The organism is Gilvimarinus sp. F26214L (genome assembly GCF_054401055.1).
Window position 1 is genome coordinate 311,345 of record NZ_JBTIYG010000003.1, and the last position, 19,166, is coordinate 330,510.

Annotated in this window: 24 protein-coding genes; 5 read left to right on the forward strand and 19 right to left on the reverse strand. The window is 56.9% G+C overall.

The window, feature by feature from the left end:
• Positions 1-53 precede the first annotated feature (53 nt).
• Together ACURWW_RS05340 and ACURWW_RS05345 are read right to left on the reverse strand one after the other, a co-directional pair.
• Positions 54-1,805: a cation:proton antiporter domain-containing protein gene (locus tag ACURWW_RS05340; RefSeq protein ID WP_445616547.1), complete on the reverse strand. Its 1,752-nt coding sequence runs from the start codon at positions 1,803-1,805 to the stop codon at positions 54-56.
• A gap of 62 nt (positions 1,806-1,867) precedes the next feature.
• Positions 1,868-2,338: a DUF1294 domain-containing protein gene (locus ACURWW_RS05345; protein WP_445616546.1), complete on the reverse strand. Its 471-nt coding sequence runs from the start codon at positions 2,336-2,338 to the stop codon at positions 1,868-1,870.
• A gap of 242 nt (positions 2,339-2,580) precedes the next feature.
• Here ACURWW_RS05345 and ACURWW_RS05350 point away from each other — a divergent pair, with 242 nt between their 5' ends.
• The gene (locus tag ACURWW_RS05350; RefSeq protein ID WP_445616545.1) at positions 2,581-6,126 is read left to right on the forward strand and encodes a class I SAM-dependent DNA methyltransferase; all 3,546 of its coding nucleotides are present in this window, start codon (positions 2,581-2,583) and stop codon (positions 6,124-6,126) included.
• Positions 6,127-6,257: 131 nt separating this feature from the next.
• Here ACURWW_RS05350 and ACURWW_RS05355 read toward each other — a convergent pair whose 3' ends face one another.
• On the reverse strand, positions 6,258-6,515 hold the full coding sequence (locus tag ACURWW_RS05355) for a helix-turn-helix domain-containing protein (protein ID WP_458618438.1): 258 nt from the start codon (positions 6,513-6,515) through the stop codon (positions 6,258-6,260).
• A gap of 194 nt (positions 6,516-6,709) precedes the next feature.
• Here ACURWW_RS05355 and ACURWW_RS05360 point away from each other — a divergent pair, with 194 nt between their 5' ends.
• Complete coding sequence (locus ACURWW_RS05360) at positions 6,710-6,967, forward strand: hypothetical protein (RefSeq protein WP_445616544.1); 258 nt, start codon at positions 6,710-6,712, stop codon at positions 6,965-6,967.
• A gap of 37 nt (positions 6,968-7,004) precedes the next feature.
• Here ACURWW_RS05360 and ACURWW_RS05365 read toward each other — a convergent pair whose 3' ends face one another.
• The 7 genes from ACURWW_RS05365 to ACURWW_RS05395 form a co-directional block, all read right to left on the reverse strand.
• Positions 7,005-7,835: a hypothetical protein gene (locus tag ACURWW_RS05365; protein WP_445616543.1), complete on the reverse strand. Its 831-nt coding sequence runs from the start codon at positions 7,833-7,835 to the stop codon at positions 7,005-7,007.
• Complete coding sequence (locus tag ACURWW_RS05370) at positions 7,832-8,332, reverse strand: GNAT family N-acetyltransferase (RefSeq protein ID WP_445616542.1); 501 nt, start codon at positions 8,330-8,332, stop codon at positions 7,832-7,834. The genes ACURWW_RS05365 and ACURWW_RS05370 overlap by 4 nt, the downstream gene beginning before the upstream one ends.
• A 47-nt stretch (positions 8,333-8,379) precedes the next feature.
• The gene (locus ACURWW_RS05375) at positions 8,380-8,706 is read right to left on the reverse strand and encodes a putative quinol monooxygenase (protein WP_445616541.1); all 327 of its coding nucleotides are present in this window, start codon (positions 8,704-8,706) and stop codon (positions 8,380-8,382) included.
• Complete coding sequence (locus tag ACURWW_RS05380; RefSeq protein ID WP_445616540.1) at positions 8,699-9,556, reverse strand: helix-turn-helix domain-containing protein; 858 nt, start codon at positions 9,554-9,556, stop codon at positions 8,699-8,701. Before ACURWW_RS05380 ends, ACURWW_RS05375 begins: the two co-directional genes overlap by 8 nt.
• 125 nt (positions 9,557-9,681) lie before the next feature.
• Positions 9,682-10,098 (reverse strand): VOC family protein, encoded by a 417-nt coding sequence (locus ACURWW_RS05385; protein ID WP_445616539.1) that lies wholly within the window; start codon positions 10,096-10,098, stop codon positions 9,682-9,684.
• 39 nt (positions 10,099-10,137) lie between these two features.
• Positions 10,138-10,410, reverse strand: a complete 273-nt coding sequence (locus ACURWW_RS05390; RefSeq protein ID WP_445616538.1) for a hypothetical protein — start codon at positions 10,408-10,410, stop codon at positions 10,138-10,140.
• A 25-nt stretch (positions 10,411-10,435) separates the two neighbouring features.
• Positions 10,436-10,984, reverse strand: coding sequence for an alpha/beta fold hydrolase (locus tag ACURWW_RS05395; RefSeq protein WP_445616537.1), 549 nt, complete (start codon positions 10,982-10,984; stop codon positions 10,436-10,438).
• 84 nt (positions 10,985-11,068) lie between these two features.
• Here ACURWW_RS05395 and ACURWW_RS05400 point away from each other — a divergent pair.
• A protein-coding gene (locus tag ACURWW_RS05400; RefSeq protein WP_445616748.1) for an IS3 family transposase occupies positions 11,069-12,621 on the forward strand; the annotation gives its coding sequence in 2 pieces (ribosomal slippage) (positions 11,069-11,534 and positions 11,534-12,621; 1,554 coding nt in all).
• Between the two features lie 117 nt (positions 12,622-12,738).
• On the opposite strand, the gene ACURWW_RS05405 is transcribed toward ACURWW_RS05400, so the two are convergent.
• Positions 12,739-13,398, reverse strand: a complete 660-nt coding sequence (locus ACURWW_RS05405) for a glutathione S-transferase family protein (protein WP_445616536.1) — start codon at positions 13,396-13,398, stop codon at positions 12,739-12,741.
• A gap of 219 nt (positions 13,399-13,617) precedes the next feature.
• Here ACURWW_RS05405 and hslO point away from each other — a divergent pair, with 219 nt between their 5' ends.
• Complete coding sequence (gene hslO, locus ACURWW_RS05410) at positions 13,618-14,496, forward strand: Hsp33 family molecular chaperone HslO (RefSeq protein WP_445616535.1); 879 nt, start codon at positions 13,618-13,620, stop codon at positions 14,494-14,496.
• Positions 14,497-14,523: 27 nt separating this feature from the next.
• Here hslO and ACURWW_RS05415 read toward each other — a convergent pair whose 3' ends face one another.
• Together ACURWW_RS05415 and ACURWW_RS05420 are read right to left on the reverse strand one after the other, a co-directional pair.
• Complete coding sequence (locus tag ACURWW_RS05415) at positions 14,524-14,958, reverse strand: phosphate-starvation-inducible PsiE family protein (protein ID WP_445616534.1); 435 nt, start codon at positions 14,956-14,958, stop codon at positions 14,524-14,526.
• Positions 14,959-15,020: 62 nt separating this feature from the next.
• Entirely contained in the window at positions 15,021-15,368 is a 348-nt protein-coding gene (locus ACURWW_RS05420) for a carboxymuconolactone decarboxylase family protein (RefSeq protein WP_445616533.1), read from the reverse strand.
• 310 nt (positions 15,369-15,678) lie between these two features.
• Here ACURWW_RS05420 and ACURWW_RS05425 point away from each other — a divergent pair, with 310 nt between their 5' ends.
• On the forward strand, positions 15,679-16,071 hold the full coding sequence (locus tag ACURWW_RS05425; RefSeq protein ID WP_445616532.1) for a hypothetical protein: 393 nt from the start codon (positions 15,679-15,681) through the stop codon (positions 16,069-16,071).
• 87 nt (positions 16,072-16,158) lie between these two features.
• On the opposite strand, the gene ACURWW_RS05430 is transcribed toward ACURWW_RS05425, so the two are convergent.
• The 6 genes from ACURWW_RS05430 to ACURWW_RS05455 form a co-directional block, all read right to left on the reverse strand.
• A complete protein-coding gene (locus tag ACURWW_RS05430) occupies positions 16,159-16,716 on the reverse strand; it encodes a dihydrofolate reductase family protein (RefSeq protein WP_445616531.1) in 558 nt (185 codons plus the stop codon).
• A 126-nt stretch (positions 16,717-16,842) separates the two neighbouring features.
• Positions 16,843-17,229 (reverse strand): RidA family protein, encoded by a 387-nt coding sequence (locus ACURWW_RS05435; RefSeq protein ID WP_445616530.1) that lies wholly within the window; start codon positions 17,227-17,229, stop codon positions 16,843-16,845.
• A 183-nt stretch (positions 17,230-17,412) separates the two neighbouring features.
• A complete protein-coding gene (locus tag ACURWW_RS05440; RefSeq protein WP_445616529.1) occupies positions 17,413-17,919 on the reverse strand; it encodes a GNAT family N-acetyltransferase in 507 nt (168 codons plus the stop codon).
• Between the two features lie 143 nt (positions 17,920-18,062).
• Complete coding sequence (locus ACURWW_RS05445) at positions 18,063-18,365, reverse strand: putative quinol monooxygenase (RefSeq protein WP_445616528.1); 303 nt, start codon at positions 18,363-18,365, stop codon at positions 18,063-18,065.
• Positions 18,366-18,542: 177 nt separating this feature from the next.
• Complete coding sequence (locus tag ACURWW_RS05450; RefSeq protein ID WP_445616527.1) at positions 18,543-18,833, reverse strand: DUF1330 domain-containing protein; 291 nt, start codon at positions 18,831-18,833, stop codon at positions 18,543-18,545.
• Between the two features lie 201 nt (positions 18,834-19,034).
• Positions 19,035-19,166: transposase (locus tag ACURWW_RS05455; protein ID WP_458618439.1), on the reverse strand; the 132-nt coding region annotated here is incomplete at its 5' end.

Sequence of the window (19,166 nt, forward strand, 5' to 3'; positions counted from 1 at the left end):
GCAACAAAAGTCCGCTTCTGCGTGTCATCCCGCACACGATCCGAGCTCGTGGCCTACTCTTTCCGGGTGTTTTCGAGCACAGGTTTATAACCAAGGTCCCGAACCTCCTGTACCACCGAAACGATGTTATCGTCGGAAACGCCCAGCAACCGAAGGGCGGTTTCACCCAGGTGCAGACTGGCTTCGATGGTCTCGGGATACGCATGGGTCGCCCCGGCCTCCAGCAACAGCGAACTGGCCACCAGATCCCGCGCCCGGGCAACCACCGGCACCTGGGGGCAGGTTCGTCGCAAGTATGACATCGCGCTCAGCGCGGTACTTGAGTGATCCACCGTAATCACCACCAGAGATGACCGATCAACCTGAATCGAGGACAACAGTCCCGGATCCGATACATCGCCATAAATGACCGAATGGCGATTCGAGCGCCCCGACTTGACCTGGTCAAGATCCGTGTCCACGGCCACGAACGGTATTCCCTGTGCTTCCAGCAACACGGCAATAGTATGGCCCACGCGACCATAACCGCCGATAACCACCTGCCGTTCGGCGTGTTGCGGAAAATCATGCGCACCGTGTGCCTCATGGGGCGGTCGACCTCGCATCCATTCAGCAATCCTGCCATTAAACCGGATGATGACAGCACCCGCCACCATGGAAAGAAGCACCGAGGTAATCGCCACCTGGCCAAGATCCGCGTCGATAACACCGGAGTCCAGTGCTATTGCGACCAGTGCCAAACCGAATTCACCGCCGACACCGAGTAACAGCCCGGTTCGCAAGGCTACCTGAGGGTCAATCCCGCTACGCCGCACCAGGGCCGTCACAATCACGATTTTGCTGACCAGAATGAGCAAGGCTCCGAGCAGAACCCACTCCCATATCGGAGGGACGGCCGCCGGGTCGAAGCGCATGCCGATACCAATAAAAAACAAGCCCAGCAATACATCCCGAAAAGGGCGGATTGTTGATTCCACCTGATGACGAAACTCCGTATCCCCAAGAACCATGCCCACAAGAAATCCCCCAAACGCCAGCGATAGGCCGAGGCTCTGGGTGGTCCAGGCGGCCAACAGGACCACCAGCAAAACAGCCAGGGTAAACACCTCGAGGGTTCGGCGTTCGGCAATGAGCTGGAACAATGGCGACAGGAGCCATCGCCCCGCGAACAGGACCAACACGAACGCGAGCACGGCTTTTGCCAGCGCCCAGCCCAGAGCACCCAGCAGAACATCCGCCGCCACGGAAGTGCCCAGCACGGGTATGATCACTAGAAAGGGAACCGCGGTAACGTCCTGGAAAACCGACATCGCCAGGCCGAGGCGGCCGTGCTTGCTGTTGTCCTCGCCCTGTTCGGTCAGCAAACTGCTCATGACGGTAGTGGACGACTGGGCGAAAACCGCACCGAACACAAACGCCGCCGCTGCCGGCACTCCGGCGAGCCAAACGATGACCCCGATAACCAGGGTCGTAAAGGCAACCTGCCCGCTTCCCAGCCCAAGTACCTGATGTCGCAGCGCCTGCAAGTGCGGGAGAGTAAAACTCAGGCCGATGGTAAAAAGAAGGAATACGACGCCGAAATCCGCCAGAGCTGCGAACTCCGGTACGGACACCGTAGGCCCCACGGTATGCGGCCCGAGAATAACGCCCACCAGCAAGTAGCCCAGACTGGTGGGAATGTTGAGCCGCTGGAAGGTAACCACTACGGCGATGGCGGCCGCCAGCAGCAGGAGAACTTGTGCAAGGTGCTCCATCATGCCCAACTGCTCACGCCCGATAATGAGGATCGAGGCTGCACCCGGCACTCGCCGGGCGCTCCCACATTCAAAGCCATCACGCCTCCGTACACCTACGTCAAACTCCGATTCTACCGGAAGAAATCCAGTCGCCGGGCACGAAACCGGGTAAGGAAAGTTACCGTTGCGACCGCAGCCTCGTGTGACAGCGAGGACAGGGTCAGCCTCTCGATCTGCCGGGCGCCATCCCGAAGCTGCGCATTGCCCTCCGGGCTGTGCAGCCAGCCAACCACGCCGACATTGACCAGAACACAGGCCCAGAACACCACGCGGAAGCGGCGCTTCTGGGTTTTGTGCCGAAGGCGTTCCTGAGCAAGTAGGGCGCCGGGCCAGCCGAAGAACAGCCCGGCCAGGTGAAGAGTTCTCTCCGGTACGCGCCACGAGCCAGTTCTGGCGGCGGCCTTGTCTTTTGCGTACAGAACGTACGCCACCATGCTCGCGAGCGCGATGATGGCGCCAAGTGCCAAAGGCGTATAACCCAGATAATGGGAAGCCCCCAGAAACAGGACAAGCGTCAACAACAACAGGTGATGGTACTTCACTCCATGCGCTCCTTGGCTGGGCCGAATCTCATGGCTGGGCGTAGTCGAAGGCGATGCCCAGGCTTATAAAGGCAAGCCAGAGAGCCCCCCACAGGCCTCGACGTCCAGCGCCAGTGGAAACATCCAACATTAAGGTGATCGCGCCCTGACTATCAAGTGAATGCTTGGCACTTCTGCGGTACGGTACCTTTGACTGCCATTGTTCGCTAGAATCAACCGTTTTCGGACGGATGAGCTTCATCGTGGTTGAACAAGTGGAAGGCGGCACAGAGCAACTGGAAACATTCATCGACCGCTGGCGCAGCGCCGGCGGCAGTGAACGCGCCAATTACCAGCTTTTTCTCACGGAACTTTGCACGCTGCTGGACCTGCCGCAACCTGAACCGGCGGGCGATGATACCCGCGATAACGCTTACGTCTTTGAACGCCGCGTGTTGATGAAGCAGCCGGACGGCAGCAGCAACAACGGCTTTATTGACCTTTACAAGCGTGGCAGCTTCGTGCTGGAAGCCAAGCAAACCGGCAAGGCCCTCGATAGCTCCGGATGGGACAAGGCGATGCTCCGGGCCCACAATCAGGCGGATCAATACGCCCGCGCACTGCCTGCGGAGGAGGGTCGCCCCCCTTTTATCCTCGTGGTGGATGTGGGGCGAAATATCGAGCTTTACGCTGAATTCAGCCGTTCCGGCGCCACCTACACCCCCTACCCGGACCCACTCAGCCACCGCATTCGACTGGAAGATCTGCGGCGGGAAGACGTCCGCGACCGCCTGCGCGCCGTGTGGTCTGACCCACTCTCCCTCGATCCCGCGCGACGTTCGGCTCGCGTTACCCGGGATATTGCCGACCAACTCGCCCGACTCGCCAAATCCCTGGAGCTGGACGGCCAGTCACCGCAACTGGTGGCCAGCTTTCTGATGCGGGCGCTATTTACCATGTTCGCCGAGGACATAGGGCTGCTACCCGCGCGGGGCTTCACCGAACTTCTGAAACGCCTCAAGGACAAACCCCAAACCTTCGCTCCCATGCTGGAGCACCTTTGGCAAACCATGAACGACGGCGGGTTCTCCCCAATCCTCGAAAGCACCTTGCTTCGCTTCAATGGCGGCCTGTTCAGCGACTCCTCTGCCCTCGTGCTGGATCGCGATCAAATCGACCTGCTACTCAAGGCAGCCGAAGCGGACTGGCGTTATGTGGAACCCGCCATCTTCGGCACCCTGCTGGAGCGCGCCCTCAACCCCCGCGAGCGCCACAAACTGGGCGCCCACTACACGCCCCGCGCCTACGTCGAACGGCTCGTGCTTCCCACTGTCATCGAACCCCTGCGCGCCGAATGGAAGGAAGTCCAGGCCGCGGCCCTGGCCTACGAGCAAGCGGGCAAGCACAAACAAGCGGTGGCGGAGATCCGTGCCTTTCACAAACACCTCTGCGATCTGCGGGTACTGGACCCGGCCTGCGGCAGCGGCAACTTTCTGTACGTCACCCTGGAACACATGAAGCGGCTGGAAGGTGAAATCCTCAACCTGCTGCACGACCTGGGCGAATCCCAGGGCCTGTTGGAACTGGAAGGCGTCACCGTCGATCCCCATCAATTCCTGGGACTGGAGATCAACCCCCGCGCCGCCCGCATTGCCGAAATGGTGCTGTGGATCGGCTACCTGCAATGGCACTTTCGCACTCACGGCAAGGTCAACCCGCCGGAACCCGTACTGCGCGATTTCAAAAACATCGAGAACCGCGATGCCCTGCTGGCCTATGAGGCCATGGAACTTGTCACAGAGGAAGATGGAAAACCCATTAGCCGTTGGGACGGCATCACCTACAAAACCAGCCCCATTACCGGCGAACAGATTCCCGATGAAGAGGCCCGCGCTCCTCAGTACTACTATGTAAACCCCCGCAAGGCCGAGTGGCCGCGCGCGGATTACATTGTGGGGAATCCGCCGTACATAGGTGCCCGCCGAAGCCGGTTGGCACTAGGAGATGGATATCTCACTGCTCTGCGGTCGACGTACCCGGATATTCCTGAGCATGCAGATTTTGTTATGTACTGGTGGACCAAGGCCGCCGACGCTGTCGGCTCAGGAAATGCGAAGCAATTCGGCCTGATCACGACAAACAGTCTCCGGCAGACATTCTCACGAAAGGTGGTTGAGGCATCATTCAAAAATAATCCGGGGCTGGGAATTCGCTTTGTAGTTCCTGATCACCCCTGGGTTGATAGCGCAGATGGCGCAGCGGTTAGGGTAACCCTGACTACAGCAGGTACTGGTGCCGAAACAGGACAAATCGCCAGAGTTGTACGTGAATTTGCCAAAGGTGACGATGAGGTAGCTGTTGAGCTGGCATTGGAGTCAGGTTATATCACACCGAATTTGACTGTCGGAGTCGATCCGGGAAAAGCCACAGAATTGAAGGCGAACAACGGTATTGCTTGCGTAGGCTATCAGTTGACTGGGCAAGGCTTTATCGTTGATCCTGAACAGGCTAAGGAACTAATCGGGAGCATGAGCGGAAGCACTACTTGCATTCGCCCGCTAATGACTGGTCGTGATATCACCCAATCACCGCGAGGTCTTTACGCAGTTGACCTTTTTGGCTTATCGCAAGACGAGGTCCGAAATCAATTCCCTGCTATTTATCAATGGGTGCTCGAACGAGTGAAGCCGGAGCGAGACCAGAATAATCGGGCAGCGCTGCGCGAGCGGTGGTGGATATTTGGAGAAGCCAGAAGCACTTTTCGCCCAGCTTTAACCAATCTTGACTTAGCGGTGGCAACGTCTCTCACGGCTAAGCACCGAGTCTTCGTGGTAGTGCCCGCCTCAACAATCTGTGATAGCACCACGGTGATGTTTGCAGTGAAGGGGTATGCTCCGTTCGGAGTTCTATCATCGCGCGTTCATGTAGCTTGGTCATCTCTTGCCGGGGGGCGCCTCGGGGTCGGGAATGATTCACGTTATAACAAGTCAGTCTGCTTCGAAGCTTTCCCCTTCCCAGACCTCCACGCAGCCGACAAATTCGGCGAGCCACTAAGCATCGAATTCTCGGATACACGAGGCCGAGGCGGGCAAACCCAACACTACGGCGAATGTCCCTCCGATCGCATCCGCAGCCTTTCCGAACAGCTCGACGCCCACCGTAAGCGCCAACAGGAACTACACCCGAAGCTGACCTTAACCGGCATGTACAACGTGCTGGAAAAACTACGCAGCGGCGAAACCCTTACCGCCAAGGAAAAAACCATCCACGAGCAGGGCCTGGTTTCCGTGCTGCGCGAATTGCACGACGAACTGGACCGTGCCGTATTCGCCGCCTATGGCTGGGACGACCTCGCCGACAAACTGGTGGGCCTGCCCGGCGCTACCACACCGCTGCGGGACAAACCCGAAGCGCAAGCTGAGGCCGAAGAAGAACTACTCCAGCGTCTCGTCACCCTCAACGCCGAGCGCGCCGCCGAGGAAGCGCGCGGCCACATTCGCTGGCTGCGCCCAGACTACCAGAACCCGGATGCCGCCACAGCGCCCGAACAAACGGAAGCCGAACTCGCACCCGCAGCCAGTGTTGCTGGGGCGAAAACCTCCACCGCCAAACTCACCTGGCCCAAACACATGCGCGACCAAGTCGCCGCCGTGCGCCAGGCCCTCGCCCAGGGGCCACGCCCCGCTGAAGCCATCGCCACTCAATTCAAACGATCACCCAAGGTGGCCGTGCAGGCGGTTCTGGATGCACTGGATGAATTGGGCATGGTGGAGCGAGATCACGAGGAGTATCGGCTGGTTGGCCGGTAAAGGCGGGAGATGCCGACGGTGGTCCCGCTCCATGCGGGGAGAAAGCTCGGGGAAGATGAGCAGCGCAGACTCGCGGATTTCGGATCCTGGGGGCCAGCGTTTTCTGTGGGCAGTCATTGTCGCAAGAGCACCTACTCGGTATTGCCCTCCGTGTACTCGAACAATTCGCCGACCTGGCACTGAAACAGCTTGCACAGCTTATTGATCGCGTCCAAGTCCACCTTTTGTGCCGTCTCGTGGTAAAGAAGGGATACCGTGTTTCGATTCAGGCCGGTCTCCCGAGCAACGTCGGCGATCTTGAGTTTACGTTCACCCATTAGCCGCGCTAAATGGCACCTGATCAAAACAAGACTCCCCTTGTATAGCCGAAATATCATTTCGAATGGCATTTAGCTATTGCAAATGTGATTTTGCCTGCTAGAATGCTATTCAGAATGGCCGAATTCGATATGAGGCCGCAAAAAGCTGTCTACAGTAGCATTCCGTCCTTGCTATGGCTAGCGGGGTGGCGTTCGCGAGTGGGTAGGTGATTCGTGCCACTTCGCTTTGACTCGATTATTTAACCTCAAGGGTCCGGTCCATCATGGATAGAACTTCAAAGATTCAGCTTGGCGTCGACTGTCGGGCAAAGCTATTAGATTTGTACGATGAATTTGCGGAGTTCGATGCGCATTTTGCTTTCTTCTGCGACGCCATGGGCGCGCTGAGCCAACGTCAAGACGACTTCCTGGACCGGAATACCGCGGAGGGGGTTCGGCTCTTTGGAGACTGGCTCAAGGAGCGATCAAAATTACTCAAGGAGGAGCTGAAGGTAGTTTGGGAGGTGAGCACCACCGGTTAGGCTTGGTTGGGGCACGTGGGTCCTACGAGGTAGGCTGTTAACGTACAAACTGCGCGCTGCTGGCGACCGCGTCTTCGTGCAACGAAAGGGTGATGCCGGGGCGCAGGACCAGTTGAAAAACCAGCAAAAGCGTTATCGCCGCCAGCGACAAAAGCTTCAGTGGTGGCGGCGAGCTCAGCGGAAATGCAATCCTGACAATCGAGATTCGCCAGGCGCCCGCCTGAACCCACACGGTGCCAGCCAGCATCACAATGAGCGGGAGAACAATCACCTCCAGCCATTCACGGGGAAGCCGGAACGGAATTACCAGCAATACAGCAATCAGAGCCGGAACCGTAACGATCCGGGCAATGAAGCGGGTCCGGTCGCCACGGCTGGTAACCGCCGCGCTATCAGGAGCCAGCCGGAGGAAGGGCTCCGTGAAGAGATTCGCCACCAGTGGCATTGCGACCAGTGCCAACAATGCCAATAGTTTTTTACTGCCATCAGTGAGGTTGAAGTAATCCATGGCCATCCCGACGTCGTTGTAAGGATTGACCGCCCCGATGACAACCTGTGGCAAAGCCATGAAGAATCCGTGGTAACCCATCCAAAGAAAGAACAGCCTGCTGCCAGCCGATTGCAGCTGCCCCCGCTGGACCACATACAAACAAAGCAATCCACTGACAACCGTCGCAAGCGCGCCCGCGCCCTGAAACAGGTAGACCAATGGGTGCTCGCCTTGCCAGATATGGTTATTATGAAACAGGGTCGACGAGACACCGGGGATTAGCGCTTTGGGTAGGAAAAGTGCCACTTCCTGGATGAGGAAGGTAAGATTGAAAGCAATCGCACAGCACATTGCCGACCCTATGGCCCAGCGCATCATGCCGACGTCGGGCCAAGAATCAGCTTTATATTACGATAGCGACTCCCCTCAAGAACAAAGTAGTCTTCGCCGCAATCAGCAAACTGGAGCCGCCGATAAAATGCCAGCGCGCCCTTGTTCCCCTCCCAGCAGGTCAACCAAAGCGCCCCGGCACACAGCTCCTGACAGTACCTGACCAGCGCAGTACCGACGCCCTGACCGTGAACCTTTGGCAGCACATACAACGTACCAAGTTCATCGGTGGCTGGGTTCAACAGTGCATAACCCAATAAATTCTGTTCGCGCTCCGCGACAACAACGCTGTTGGTTTGCAGCTCGGACAATAATGCCTGCGAACTGAAAGCGGATTCCACATAGCGGCTGAATGCCTCGGTGATGCCGTCTTTGGCATAGGTGTTGATCCACACCACCTTTGCCAGTACGGAGATTCGCTCCACATCGGCGGCGGTCGCGGGCCGGACGGTTAGAGCGGGCCCGGTGCCAACTTCTGCTTTCATCAACATTCTCCGTTTAGTACAGAATCCAACGCTATACCGATTTCTGCTCAACTCACCGCGAGCCACTGGTCTACTGGCTCCAGCACCTCGGCTGATCGGGGTGATTGCAGATACTCCGCCAGCTTCTCTTCGTAAGCCAGGCGATAAGACGTCATCTGATGTGCAACGAATGCATCCATTGACGGCTCACGCCACTTCTCGAAAAGGGTGAAAGAGCAGGGATCAGATGCGTCGCGCTGGAGATAACAGCAGATGAATGCGGATTCTTTCGACATCTGCTCGATAATCTCGTGAACCGCCTGCAACCAGTCCTGGACCTTTTCCGGCCGGATCTTCAACGTTACGTAAAATACCAACCCTTCATTGTTACCCATGTGCTCTCGCTTCCTCGTCCGGTTCACCTTCGGTTTCCGATTTGTGATTGACCGACGCTAGGCGACGTAAAAGTCCGGCGCTAACCTCATCGGCAGGAAAGAAGCACTCAATCGCCAACTCTGCCAGCGTGACATCGGTTGGCGTACCGAAGACCGTTGTGGTGCTGATCAGGGACAGGATGCCGTCCGCGGTTTTCAGTTGCAGCGGAACGGCAAGTTGGGCCAGATGGGGCGTCACCGGCTCCCCAGGTGGCTCGGCCGTTGCCGGCGGCGGATACTGGCTGAGTTGTTGTAAGAGCTCGCTTAGCCTCGGGTCGGCGGTGTCGCGGATCTGGTGCTCCAAGCGGACCAGTATATGCTCGCGCCACTGGCTGTAGTTGATAATGCTGGGTGCCAGACCTTTTGGATCCAGACTGAGCTGCAGCACGTTGACCGGTGGCTGCAACAGGCTCGCATCAACGTCAGTCAGCAGTCGGAGCGCGGCCTGGTTTGCCGCATACAGCTGCCAATGGCGATTCACGGCCAGTGCCGGAAATGGCTCGCAGCTATCGAGAGTAAATTGCAGAAACTGAAGTACACGGGCATGGTCCGGCGTATCCGGTTGCACTTCACTGTAGACCGGCGCGTAGCCGGCAGCGGTCAGCAGTATGTTGCGCTCTCGCAGCGGGATATCCAGTTGCTCGGCCAGCCTCAGGATCATCCCGCGGCTGGGCAGTGCCCGGCCGGATTCGACGAAGCTCAGATGGCGCTGGGAGATTTCGGTATCCAGCGCCAGTGCGAACTGGCTTAAACGGCGCCGTTGCCGCCATTGCCTGATCAGCTGGCCCACGGTCAGAGTTTGATGTGTCATGGGGCGTACTTTATCCCATTGGTGAGTGCAGGCTATTACCTCACAGGTAATAGCAGCGCGCCAGGGCAGATGATCGCTCCGCCACTCGGCTTCTGCGCGATCTCCCCCCCGCAATTGTTGTACGGTCATTCCGCCCAGTCCGGATTCCATGCAACTTCCCACAGGTGCCGGTCGGGATCCTGAAAATATCCTGCGTACCCGCCCCAGAACGTATCCTGTGCTGGCTTTACGATCTGCGCTCCAGCCCTCTCGGCCTGGAGCATTACCTCATCCACTTCTTCTTGGGAGCCCACATTGTGCGCGAGAGCAAACTCCGTAGGGCTTGGTGTTGAGGGAGGTATCCCGGCGTCCTGCGCGAGGCTTTTACGGGGATAGAGAGCCAGCTTGAGATTCGCTCCCATGTCAAAGAAGGCCACAGCACCGTTCTCAAACTCCTGGCCGACAATACCCTCAGTCGGGAGGCCGAGACCGTCGCGATAAAATGCAAGGGACCTGTCGAGGTCCTCGACGGCAAGTGTAATTACGGAAATTCTGGGTTTCATGATGCTCTCTCCACACACACCTTGTTGACTTGTGCCGACTCAGCCGCCGAATGGAGCGTTCAGAAAATCGTTGACCATGGGCACGATAACGTCAATTCTGTTCATTAAGGTGACATGCGTCGTGTCCGGCAGAATCGCAAGCCTTGATTCCGCACGAGGCCGCAGATCACCAAAAACCTCGCCGCCTTTCAAACGGAACATTTCCGCAATGTGCTCCAGCCGTACCCCATCGGCATCGCCGTGAATGAAGAACATCGGCGCTCTCGTTGCCTTGATGTTCCCGGCGCCGAAATCGTAGGGTTTGTTGTCCATCTGAATAACGCGTCTTATGAAGGTTTCAAACTTCAGGTGTAGGGCTCAACTTTTTGTACTCGGCCTCAATCGGCGAGCCCTTGAACATTGCAGGCTCCATCTGACTGAACAGATCAACCGCTTCGCTGACCCAGCCATCATGACGGAACACAGCCGACAGGCTGACTACCTTCCTGACCTTCTCCGGATGGCGGATCGCAACCTGCATGGCAACGCCGCCACCCATGCTGTACCCCACAAGGTCGGCTCGCTCGATGCCCAGATGATCAAGCAGGGCCGCAGTGTCGTCCGCCAGTGCCTCGAAACTGAAATCGCGATCGATATCGGCGGTACGGCCATGCCCCTGCATCTCGACTGCGATAACTTTACGGCTTTGTGATAGCTGGGCGATCATCTCCGGCCAGTTGTTTGTAATCGTCATGAACGAGCCGTGCAACAGCACAACGGGATCACCCTTGCCGTGGACCTCGTAGTACAATTCAAGGCCATTGACCGGTGCGTAACCTGTTTTCAGCTGTTCCGCCCACCCAACGCTGGACACCAGCAATATAAATACAAACGCTATTGTTCTCATAGTTCGAACTGTCCCCCTGTGTCAGAATAGTTGTCGCCTTCTTTGAACCAGGAAACATCAACAGGGGGCGGTAAGAATGAGTCAATGCCAAGGTATTCGCCAGAACGAAAAATAGCCATTCTGAAGAAGCTTCTCCCACCGGAGAATCGACCCGTGCCGCAGGTCGCAGCCGAAGAAGGCATCAGCGAGCCGACACTGTACAATTGGCGGACCGAAGCCAAGAACAAGGGTATACCAGTGCCGGGAAGTGGTAAACAGGGTGAAGATTGGCCGGCGGAAGCCAAGTTCGCCGCCGTCGTCGAAACCGCAAGCCTCAGCGAGGCGGGGTTAGGCGAGTACTGTCGCAAGAAGGGCTTGTATCCAGAGCAGATAGAAGCTTGGAAGCAAGCCTGCATAAACGGCACATTAGGCGATTCGGAACTGAACAAAGAAGTCCGCAGCCAGGGCCAGAGGGACAGAAAACGCATCAAGGAGCTGGAAAAAGAGCTTCGACGCAAAGAGAAAGCTCTGGCCGAAGCCGCTGCCCTACTGGTGCTGAGAAAAAAGTTGGATGCCCTCCGGGGAGAGGACAGCGGGGAAGACTAACCCCGACCTCGGAGCGGCGACAGCTGATTCTGTGGATCAATGAAGCCGTGGCCGCCGGTGCCCGGAAAAGGCAGGCCTGTGAAGTAGCTGAGATCTGCCTGCGCACCTTCCAACGCTGGACAGCCGAGGGGGCGCCCTCGGACGACCAGCGCCCGCATGCGCAACGACCAAAGCCTTGCAACCGGCTGACCGACGATGAACAACAGGCGGTGCTGAACATCTGCAATAGCCCTGAGTTTGCCAGCAAGCCACCGAGCCAAATCGTTCCGCTGCTGGCAGACCGCGGGGTTTACCTCGCATCGGAGTCGAGCTTCTATCGGATTCTTAACGCCCATGAACAACTGAACCACCGAGGCAGAGCGAAGCAGAGGCAGAAAACCAAAGCGCCCACAACTCACGTGGCAAGGGGCCCCAATCAAGTCTGGTCCTGGGATATTACCTATTTGCCATCGCCGGTGAGGGGCCAGTACTACTACCTGTACCTGGTTGAAGATATCTACAGCCGGAAGGGCGTCGCCTGGGAAGTTCACGAAAGCGAAAATGGCGAAGCAGCGGCAGCGTTAATGCAGCGAGCCATGTTGCGAGAGCAGTGCTTTGCAGCGCCACCGGTCTTGCACTCGGACAATGGCGCGCCGATGAAGTCACTGACGCTGCGGGCCAAGCTCTATGCTCTTGGGATCAAGACATCCCATAGCAGGCCCCGCGTGAGCAACGACAACCCCTTCTCGGAGTCGCTGTTCCGCACGTTGAAATACGGCCCGAGCTGGCCTGCAGAAGGCTTCGCATCATTGCAAGCGGCACGAGAGTGGGTTGAACAGTTCATGCGCTGGTACAACAACGAACATCTTCACAGCGGCATCAAGTTCGTAACCCCGGCACAGAAGCACGCCGGTGAAGACAGAGCCACCCTGATTAACCGACATCAGGTCTACCAGGAGGCACGAAAGCGACACCCGGGGCGCTGGACTCGGAATACCCGAAACTGGGATCCGATCAACTCTACCACGTTAAATCCCGAGCGCCCTAAGCCGACGGAGAAAGCCGCCGCTTGAACAGAAAAGGCGACAACTATCTTGCCAAACACCGCTGTTCCTTCGTCATTAATAGGAATGCCGCTCCTGCACGGCGGAGACGACCATCTTTATTGGTCACCACTATCACTGCAATGTTTATGTTAAATCAGGGACAGCCACACCCTGCCGCTCGGCACACTGACTCAGCGTCCGCTGCCAGGCAGGGCGCGCCAATGTCTTCGCGTAATAATCTTTCAAACCTGCGTATGGTTCAAGCAGATCCGTATGCCGAACCTGTCGCAGGACCGTTGCGAGAAGAATATCGGCAACGGTGAACCCCTCGCCGGCGATCCAGTCCCGCCCGTCGAGCCGTCGCTCCAGCGCCGCAAGCCGGCGATGCGCCTCCTGGACCAACATCGCCCTGCGTGCGTCAGCCCCCTCCCCGCCCATGCCGCCGTCGATCATCTGAATCTCGAACAGCGGGCGCTCCACGGTGGCGAGCGCGGCAAAGCACCATTGCACCACCTGCGTCCGCCCTTCCAAGTCAGCCGGAATCAGCTTGCCGGCCTTCTCGGCTATGTAAAGAACAACGGCGCCGGACTCACCGACCACAAAGCCATCATCATCAATAACCGGCACCTGTTGGAAATAGCTGAGCTCCCTGTACCTGGGAGAGTCCATGTCACCGGCCACGTAGTCCAGGGGGTGTACACGATACGGCAGCCCGGTTTCCTCAAGAGCCCACTCCGCACGCAGATCGCGAGCCTCGCCCACCATACCGGGGTATACCCGCCCAAAACTATAAAGTGTGATCATCGTTGCCTCCCGGTTGTGTTCGAACAGCCCCATACGCGCCAGCTCGCGTCGGGCCCCTGCTGGGAGGTAATCGAACCAGCCCGCCGGGATTCGACATAAGCCGAACGCTTTCTCATCAACGCGGATGACTCTCAGGTTTCGGATTCCCGTTCGGAACGGGCACAATACGCTTTCGGTCTACTGGTTGGGTATAATCCATTCTTTTTGAAGGTTTGAACCATGCCCTCCCAGGATATCACCCAGCGTTTTTTGTTCGAGCGCCTCGATGTACGCGGCGAACTGGTGTCGCTGAACGAGAGTTACCGCGAGATTCTTGCCAAGCACGACTACCCGGAGCCGGTGAAGACGCTGCTGGGTGAGATGCTGGCCGCCGCGGTGCTGCTGTCCACCACAATCAAATTCGATGGTTTGCTGATCATGCAGGCCCGTTCCCCGGGGCCACTGTCGACACTGATGGTGGAGTGTTCAAGCCGCCAGGACGTTCGCGCCATTGCACGCTACAGCGAGGACCTTCGCGGTGAAACCCTGAGCGAACTGATGCCGCAAGGCGTGCTGGCGATTACCATCGATCCTGACAAGGGGCAGCGTTACCAGGGCCTCGTGACCCTGGAGGGCGACTCTCTCGCTGAGTCGCTGGCCGGCTATTTCGCCAGCTCAGAACAGTTACCCAGCCAATTCCGTCTGCTGGCCGATGGTCGCAACGCCCGGGGCTTCATGCTTCAGGCTCTGCCCGCCAGCCAGACCGAGCCGGCGGAGCGGGAAGAAACCTGGACCCGTTTGAATATGCTGGCGGATACCCTGACCGTAGAGGAGCTAATGGCGCTTGATAACCGCACCATACTGCACCGCTTGTACCATGAAGAGGACGTTCGGCTGTTTGAAGAGCGTCCGGTGACCTTTCGCTGCAGCTGCTCAGCGGAGCGCTCCGGCACCGCCTTGATCAGCCTCGGACGGGACGATGCCTTCCAACTTCTGGACGAGCGTGGTGGTGAAATCGAGGTTGATTGCCAGTTCTGCAATACCCGTTATCTGTACGACAGGGAGGCACTGGAACAGCTCTTCGATAAGGCACACGAGCGGGCGCAACGTCTACATTAAACTGCTGTTCGGCACGATCAACTGAGCCTATGCCCGATAGCTGCGCTTGATCAGGTAATAGCACCCGCCGAGCCCGAGAATCACGACCCCCAGCCCAACAATAGCGAGGGGGTCGTACTTGTCGAGGTCCAGCAGGATCACCTTCCGCGAAACAGCTATGACCGCAACAAGGAGCACAACTTCGGCGTGGACGATGTTCTTCTTGAAGTACATCTCGACGGTCTCGATAAGCTCGAAACCGATGAGAATCATGAAAACGAAACCGAACAGCCGGAACAGTTCGTCGATGTCCAGGAAGAGAACATCATCCGTCGGATCAAAAATCTCCTGGAACAGCAGAATCGACAACTCGATGATCGACGAAACAACAATCAGCAACATCAAAACCAGAACGGCAAGCGACATCCAGCGCTTGGCCGTTCCGGTAACAGAAATCACTCTATCCAGGTTCTGCTCTTTCAACCGCCCGCCTCCAATCCAGAGGAGTCATTCATCCGCCATCCAGCGGAATACAACAGGCTCAGCTAGGATTCCTGCTGTTGGTACTGCTCAACAGCCTGAAGCGCTTCTATTCCATAGACGACGGAAGGACCTCCACCCATCATAATGGCCACTGACACTGTTTCAACGATCTCCTCCTTGTACGCCCCTGCTTGCAAGGCATCATGGACGTGATACGAAATACAACCATCGCAACGAACCGTTATCGCAATAGCCAAGGCGATCAGCTCCTTCGTTTTACCATCGAGCGCCCCAGGCCGGACACTTGCTTCATGCAACTTGCCAAAGCCTTCCATAACCGCCGGGGCAGCCTGCCCCAGCTTCTCCATCCATTCTTTCAATTCCTCGTAGTGCTGGGGATAGTCCTTCATAAACGCCTCATGCTGATGCTGATGTTTTGACGACACAAGGGTACGATTCAAGCAGCTTTCAATCCAACGCCCCTGGTTCCCACAGTTCAACGGGGTTACCTTCGGGATCATAAAGTCGCGCAAACCTGCCCACCTCCGAATCCCACTCATCTGGCCTTCGCTCCACGTGGACACCCTGACATTCCAGCTGCGCGACCATCGCGTCCAGGTTTGCGACACGAAAGTTGATCATCCATTGCTGGTCTGGGGGAGAATAAGCTTAATCGTTAAGGACCGATCAAGGTCAAGCATTTGAAGGAGGGAATCTACGATGCACATAGCGCGAGACGATGTACCGGTGCGTGTGGACGCCCCCGGAGCGGTGGCACGACAGCAGACGGAACTTGGCGACGTAAGCGGTTACGGTAAGATGGGTGCCGAACACTTCCGTTTTGACGCAGGGACTGATATTACCGACTTACTGAAGGGGCTTGAGAGGGATACGTGCATGAGCCCCCACTGGGGCTATGTGATCGAGGGGGCGGTAACGGCGATCTTCTCCGATGGGAGCGAAGAAACGTCACACACCGGCGATCTGTTCTACTGGCCGCCTGGGCATAGTGTACGCGCCGAAGCGGACACCGACATCGTTATGTTCAGTCCCCAGAACGAGCATGGTTCGGTGATCGAACACATCCGGAAAAAGGTCAACGGTGCCGACTGACACACCGGGCAAACGGAACCACCGGCGCGGCGAATCATCTTCCATTCGCAGTTGTGGGCAATCGCCGGGGAAGCCCACTGCTCCGGTTCAGCCTGTGCGCCGGTAGTGCATCGCGACTGCGCCGTTTCGGAACGGCTTCGCCGAGATCAACTCGAGCCGCCGCGTGCTGGGTAGTCCGGACTCGTATAGACGAGGTCCGTGGCCCGCGATCCTGGGGTGGACGAGCAATTTGTACTCGTCGATCAGATCCAGCCGGTCCAGCTCAGTAGCGAGCTTGCCACTACCGAGAAGTACGCCGTCAGCGGTTGCGTCCTTGAGCTTCTGTATACTCGTGCGCAAGTCGTGGGCGATGTGGTGGCTGTTGCTCCACGGGAACTCCTTCCGCGTCGAGGACACCACGTACTTCGGTTTGGCCTCCAGCTTGACCGCCCACTCGCGCATCGCCGCCGGTGCCTCCGCGTCGCCTCGAGCGACCGCGGGCCAATAGCTCTCCATCATCTCATAGGTGACGCGGCCCCACAGCATGGCCCCGCTCTCGTCCATGAGGCGGGTGAAGAACGCGTGCGTCTCATCGTCAGCGATTCCTTCCTGGTGGTCCACGCAGCCGTCCAGGGTAACATTAATGCTGAAGGTCAAAAGTCCCATGGGGCCCTCCGTTCGAGACACGCGACGAGCCGCGCGCCGTTTGGATTAACATTCGCGGGGTCTTCATCGTGTGCGCCTACGCACCGTCCGGTGCAAGGCCACCGGCCCGGAACAGACTTATGTCTGTTATACCTGCCCCAAGACACAGTCGACTTCCGTCTCTACGAGCCAGTCCGGGTCGATAAAGCGACCTACTTCAACAAACGTACAAGCGGGCTTTACTGCAGAAAATAGCTCACCGTGTGCTTTGGCCGCTTCCTCCCAACGAGAAATGTCAGTAAGCATTATGCGAGTTCTGATTATATCGGTAGCTCTGCCACCAGCCTCCTCAATAGCCCGAATGGATAGATCCAGGCAATGCCTGGTCTGCCCATAAACATCCCCAACGCAAGTAGTTTCCCCATTCTCCAAGGGTGCTGTGCCGGCAACTGAAATCATGTTTCCAACTCTGCATGCTCTTGAGAATCCAATTGGTTCTTCCAGAGGAGAGCCTGAACTTACCAGTTTTCTCATATGCTTCTCGTCGAAAATAACGCTTAGGGTTGGGGCGCGGCGTCAGGACCGTCCCAGGCAAAGGCGACACCCCCGATTTGAGTAATTTCATTCCAGACTAGGACTGACCGGCACCTGGATTGGTCCAAGGTGCACCCTAATGACTCTAGCATTTTGGAGGAGTATATCTTTTCTCTCGTGCTCTCAGGCCGGAGCTGAGAACGCCTCATGGTACGATACTTCCCCTTGCGGGACCTCGCCGGAAAATGACAGCGCCTGAAAATACTCAGCCGGCACACCGGGATAAACCAGGCCATCTACAACCTTGAATCCGAAACGACCATAGTAATTAGGATCACCAAGCACAACGCAGCCAGATGCACCCATTGCTTCGAGAGCGGCAAGAGAACTTCTCATCAGCTTAGATCCCGCGCCGCACCCCTGAAACCCAGGAAGAACAGATATCGGCCCAAGGCCAAACCAGCCGGTTGCGCCACTTGATAAAGTGACGGGCGAAATCGCAACATGGCCAACAATCACTCCGTCAACCTTAGCAACCCGAGAGATCGTTAACGCTCCCGCGTGACGCAGAGCGTCAACAATGAACTGCTCTGTATGAGCCGTATGGGGAGCATTTAAGAACGCCTCCACAGTAACTTCATGTATTCGCGCCGCGTCATCGGTGTTTTCTTTGCAGATTTGGATATCCAATATCGACCTCTTTGAAGGGTGTCGTGGTAGAACGCCCGGTTACCCGAGCGCCCCCGGGCAAGTCGGGTAGTTAACGTCGCCAGCAGACGGAGGCAAACCGCGCAGCGATTTGGCTGTCCTTCTGCTTGGCTTTGTTCGGCCCTTTAACCAAATGGCGGCCCTGATCTATCAATCATGTGCTTCTGAACGTCTACCTGAAGCATTGGGGTGATGTTTTCTGGCGGATTGGCTATTTTGCGCCATGAGTTCAGGTGACTCTCTGACACCCATAACTCGAAGTTATTAATCCGTGCGGGGTCCACTGGATCGGCAGTAATGGCCAAATCCAAGCAGCCTTTCGCTTCACGAGCTCGAACTACCAGATCTTTAAAGCTATCGACTACTTCGTCCCGTTTGCTCGGATCGACAGTGAACCACCCCGCAATAACAACTTTAGAACTTGCCATACAAGCCTCCATCGAACTCTTTTCAATAACCGGTCCGCAATATGAATTGCGCACTCACACCCTAGTCGATCAAGGGTCTGCAGAATCGACAATGCAAGAGTTGATGCTGAACGCTCCGCCAAAACGCGCGCTAGATCCCGGCCGAACTACAGCCGATTGTTATGCATCTAAGCAACCCTACAAGCATGTGTCCACCATGATGAGCTTGCTGGTAGTAGATTTGTGCCTAATTTCAAATAAGGGCTGAACTTCGGGATCTTCTAGGAAGTTATTCGCGTGCTCCCGTGATGGGAATCCCAGCACCACTACTCTTTCCGGTTCCCAGTCTCCTTCTACAACCGTTGGAACCTCGCCTTGTACGACGTACTGGCCCGAGTGCTTCGCTATGAATGCAGGTATAGATTCGACGTACGTTTTGAACACAGGAAAGTCGTGGATGGACAAGTCGAGAATAAGAAAAGCTTTCATAAACATCCTGTTGTTTAGCTGTCACGACAGCGCGTGGGACGTGAGCATTGCATAACGAGCCTGTAGAAAAACGGTTTCTAGAAAGCGCGTGTCTACAGCCAATTTGATTTTTCGGAAGTGATCATTATTCAAGCATTTTCGCTTAACATAATCACCAATTATAGGAAGTTGCGGGCACATAACTGTGGATATGCCTGTGAATCACGCTACAGCGCCATAATTCATCAACTTCTCGATATTATGCACCAAACAGTATAACCGCCACTGCCCTTGCACCTTCTCTTTACCGCGTAATGAGAACCGACTGAGTCGCTTATTCGTCCCAATGTTGCC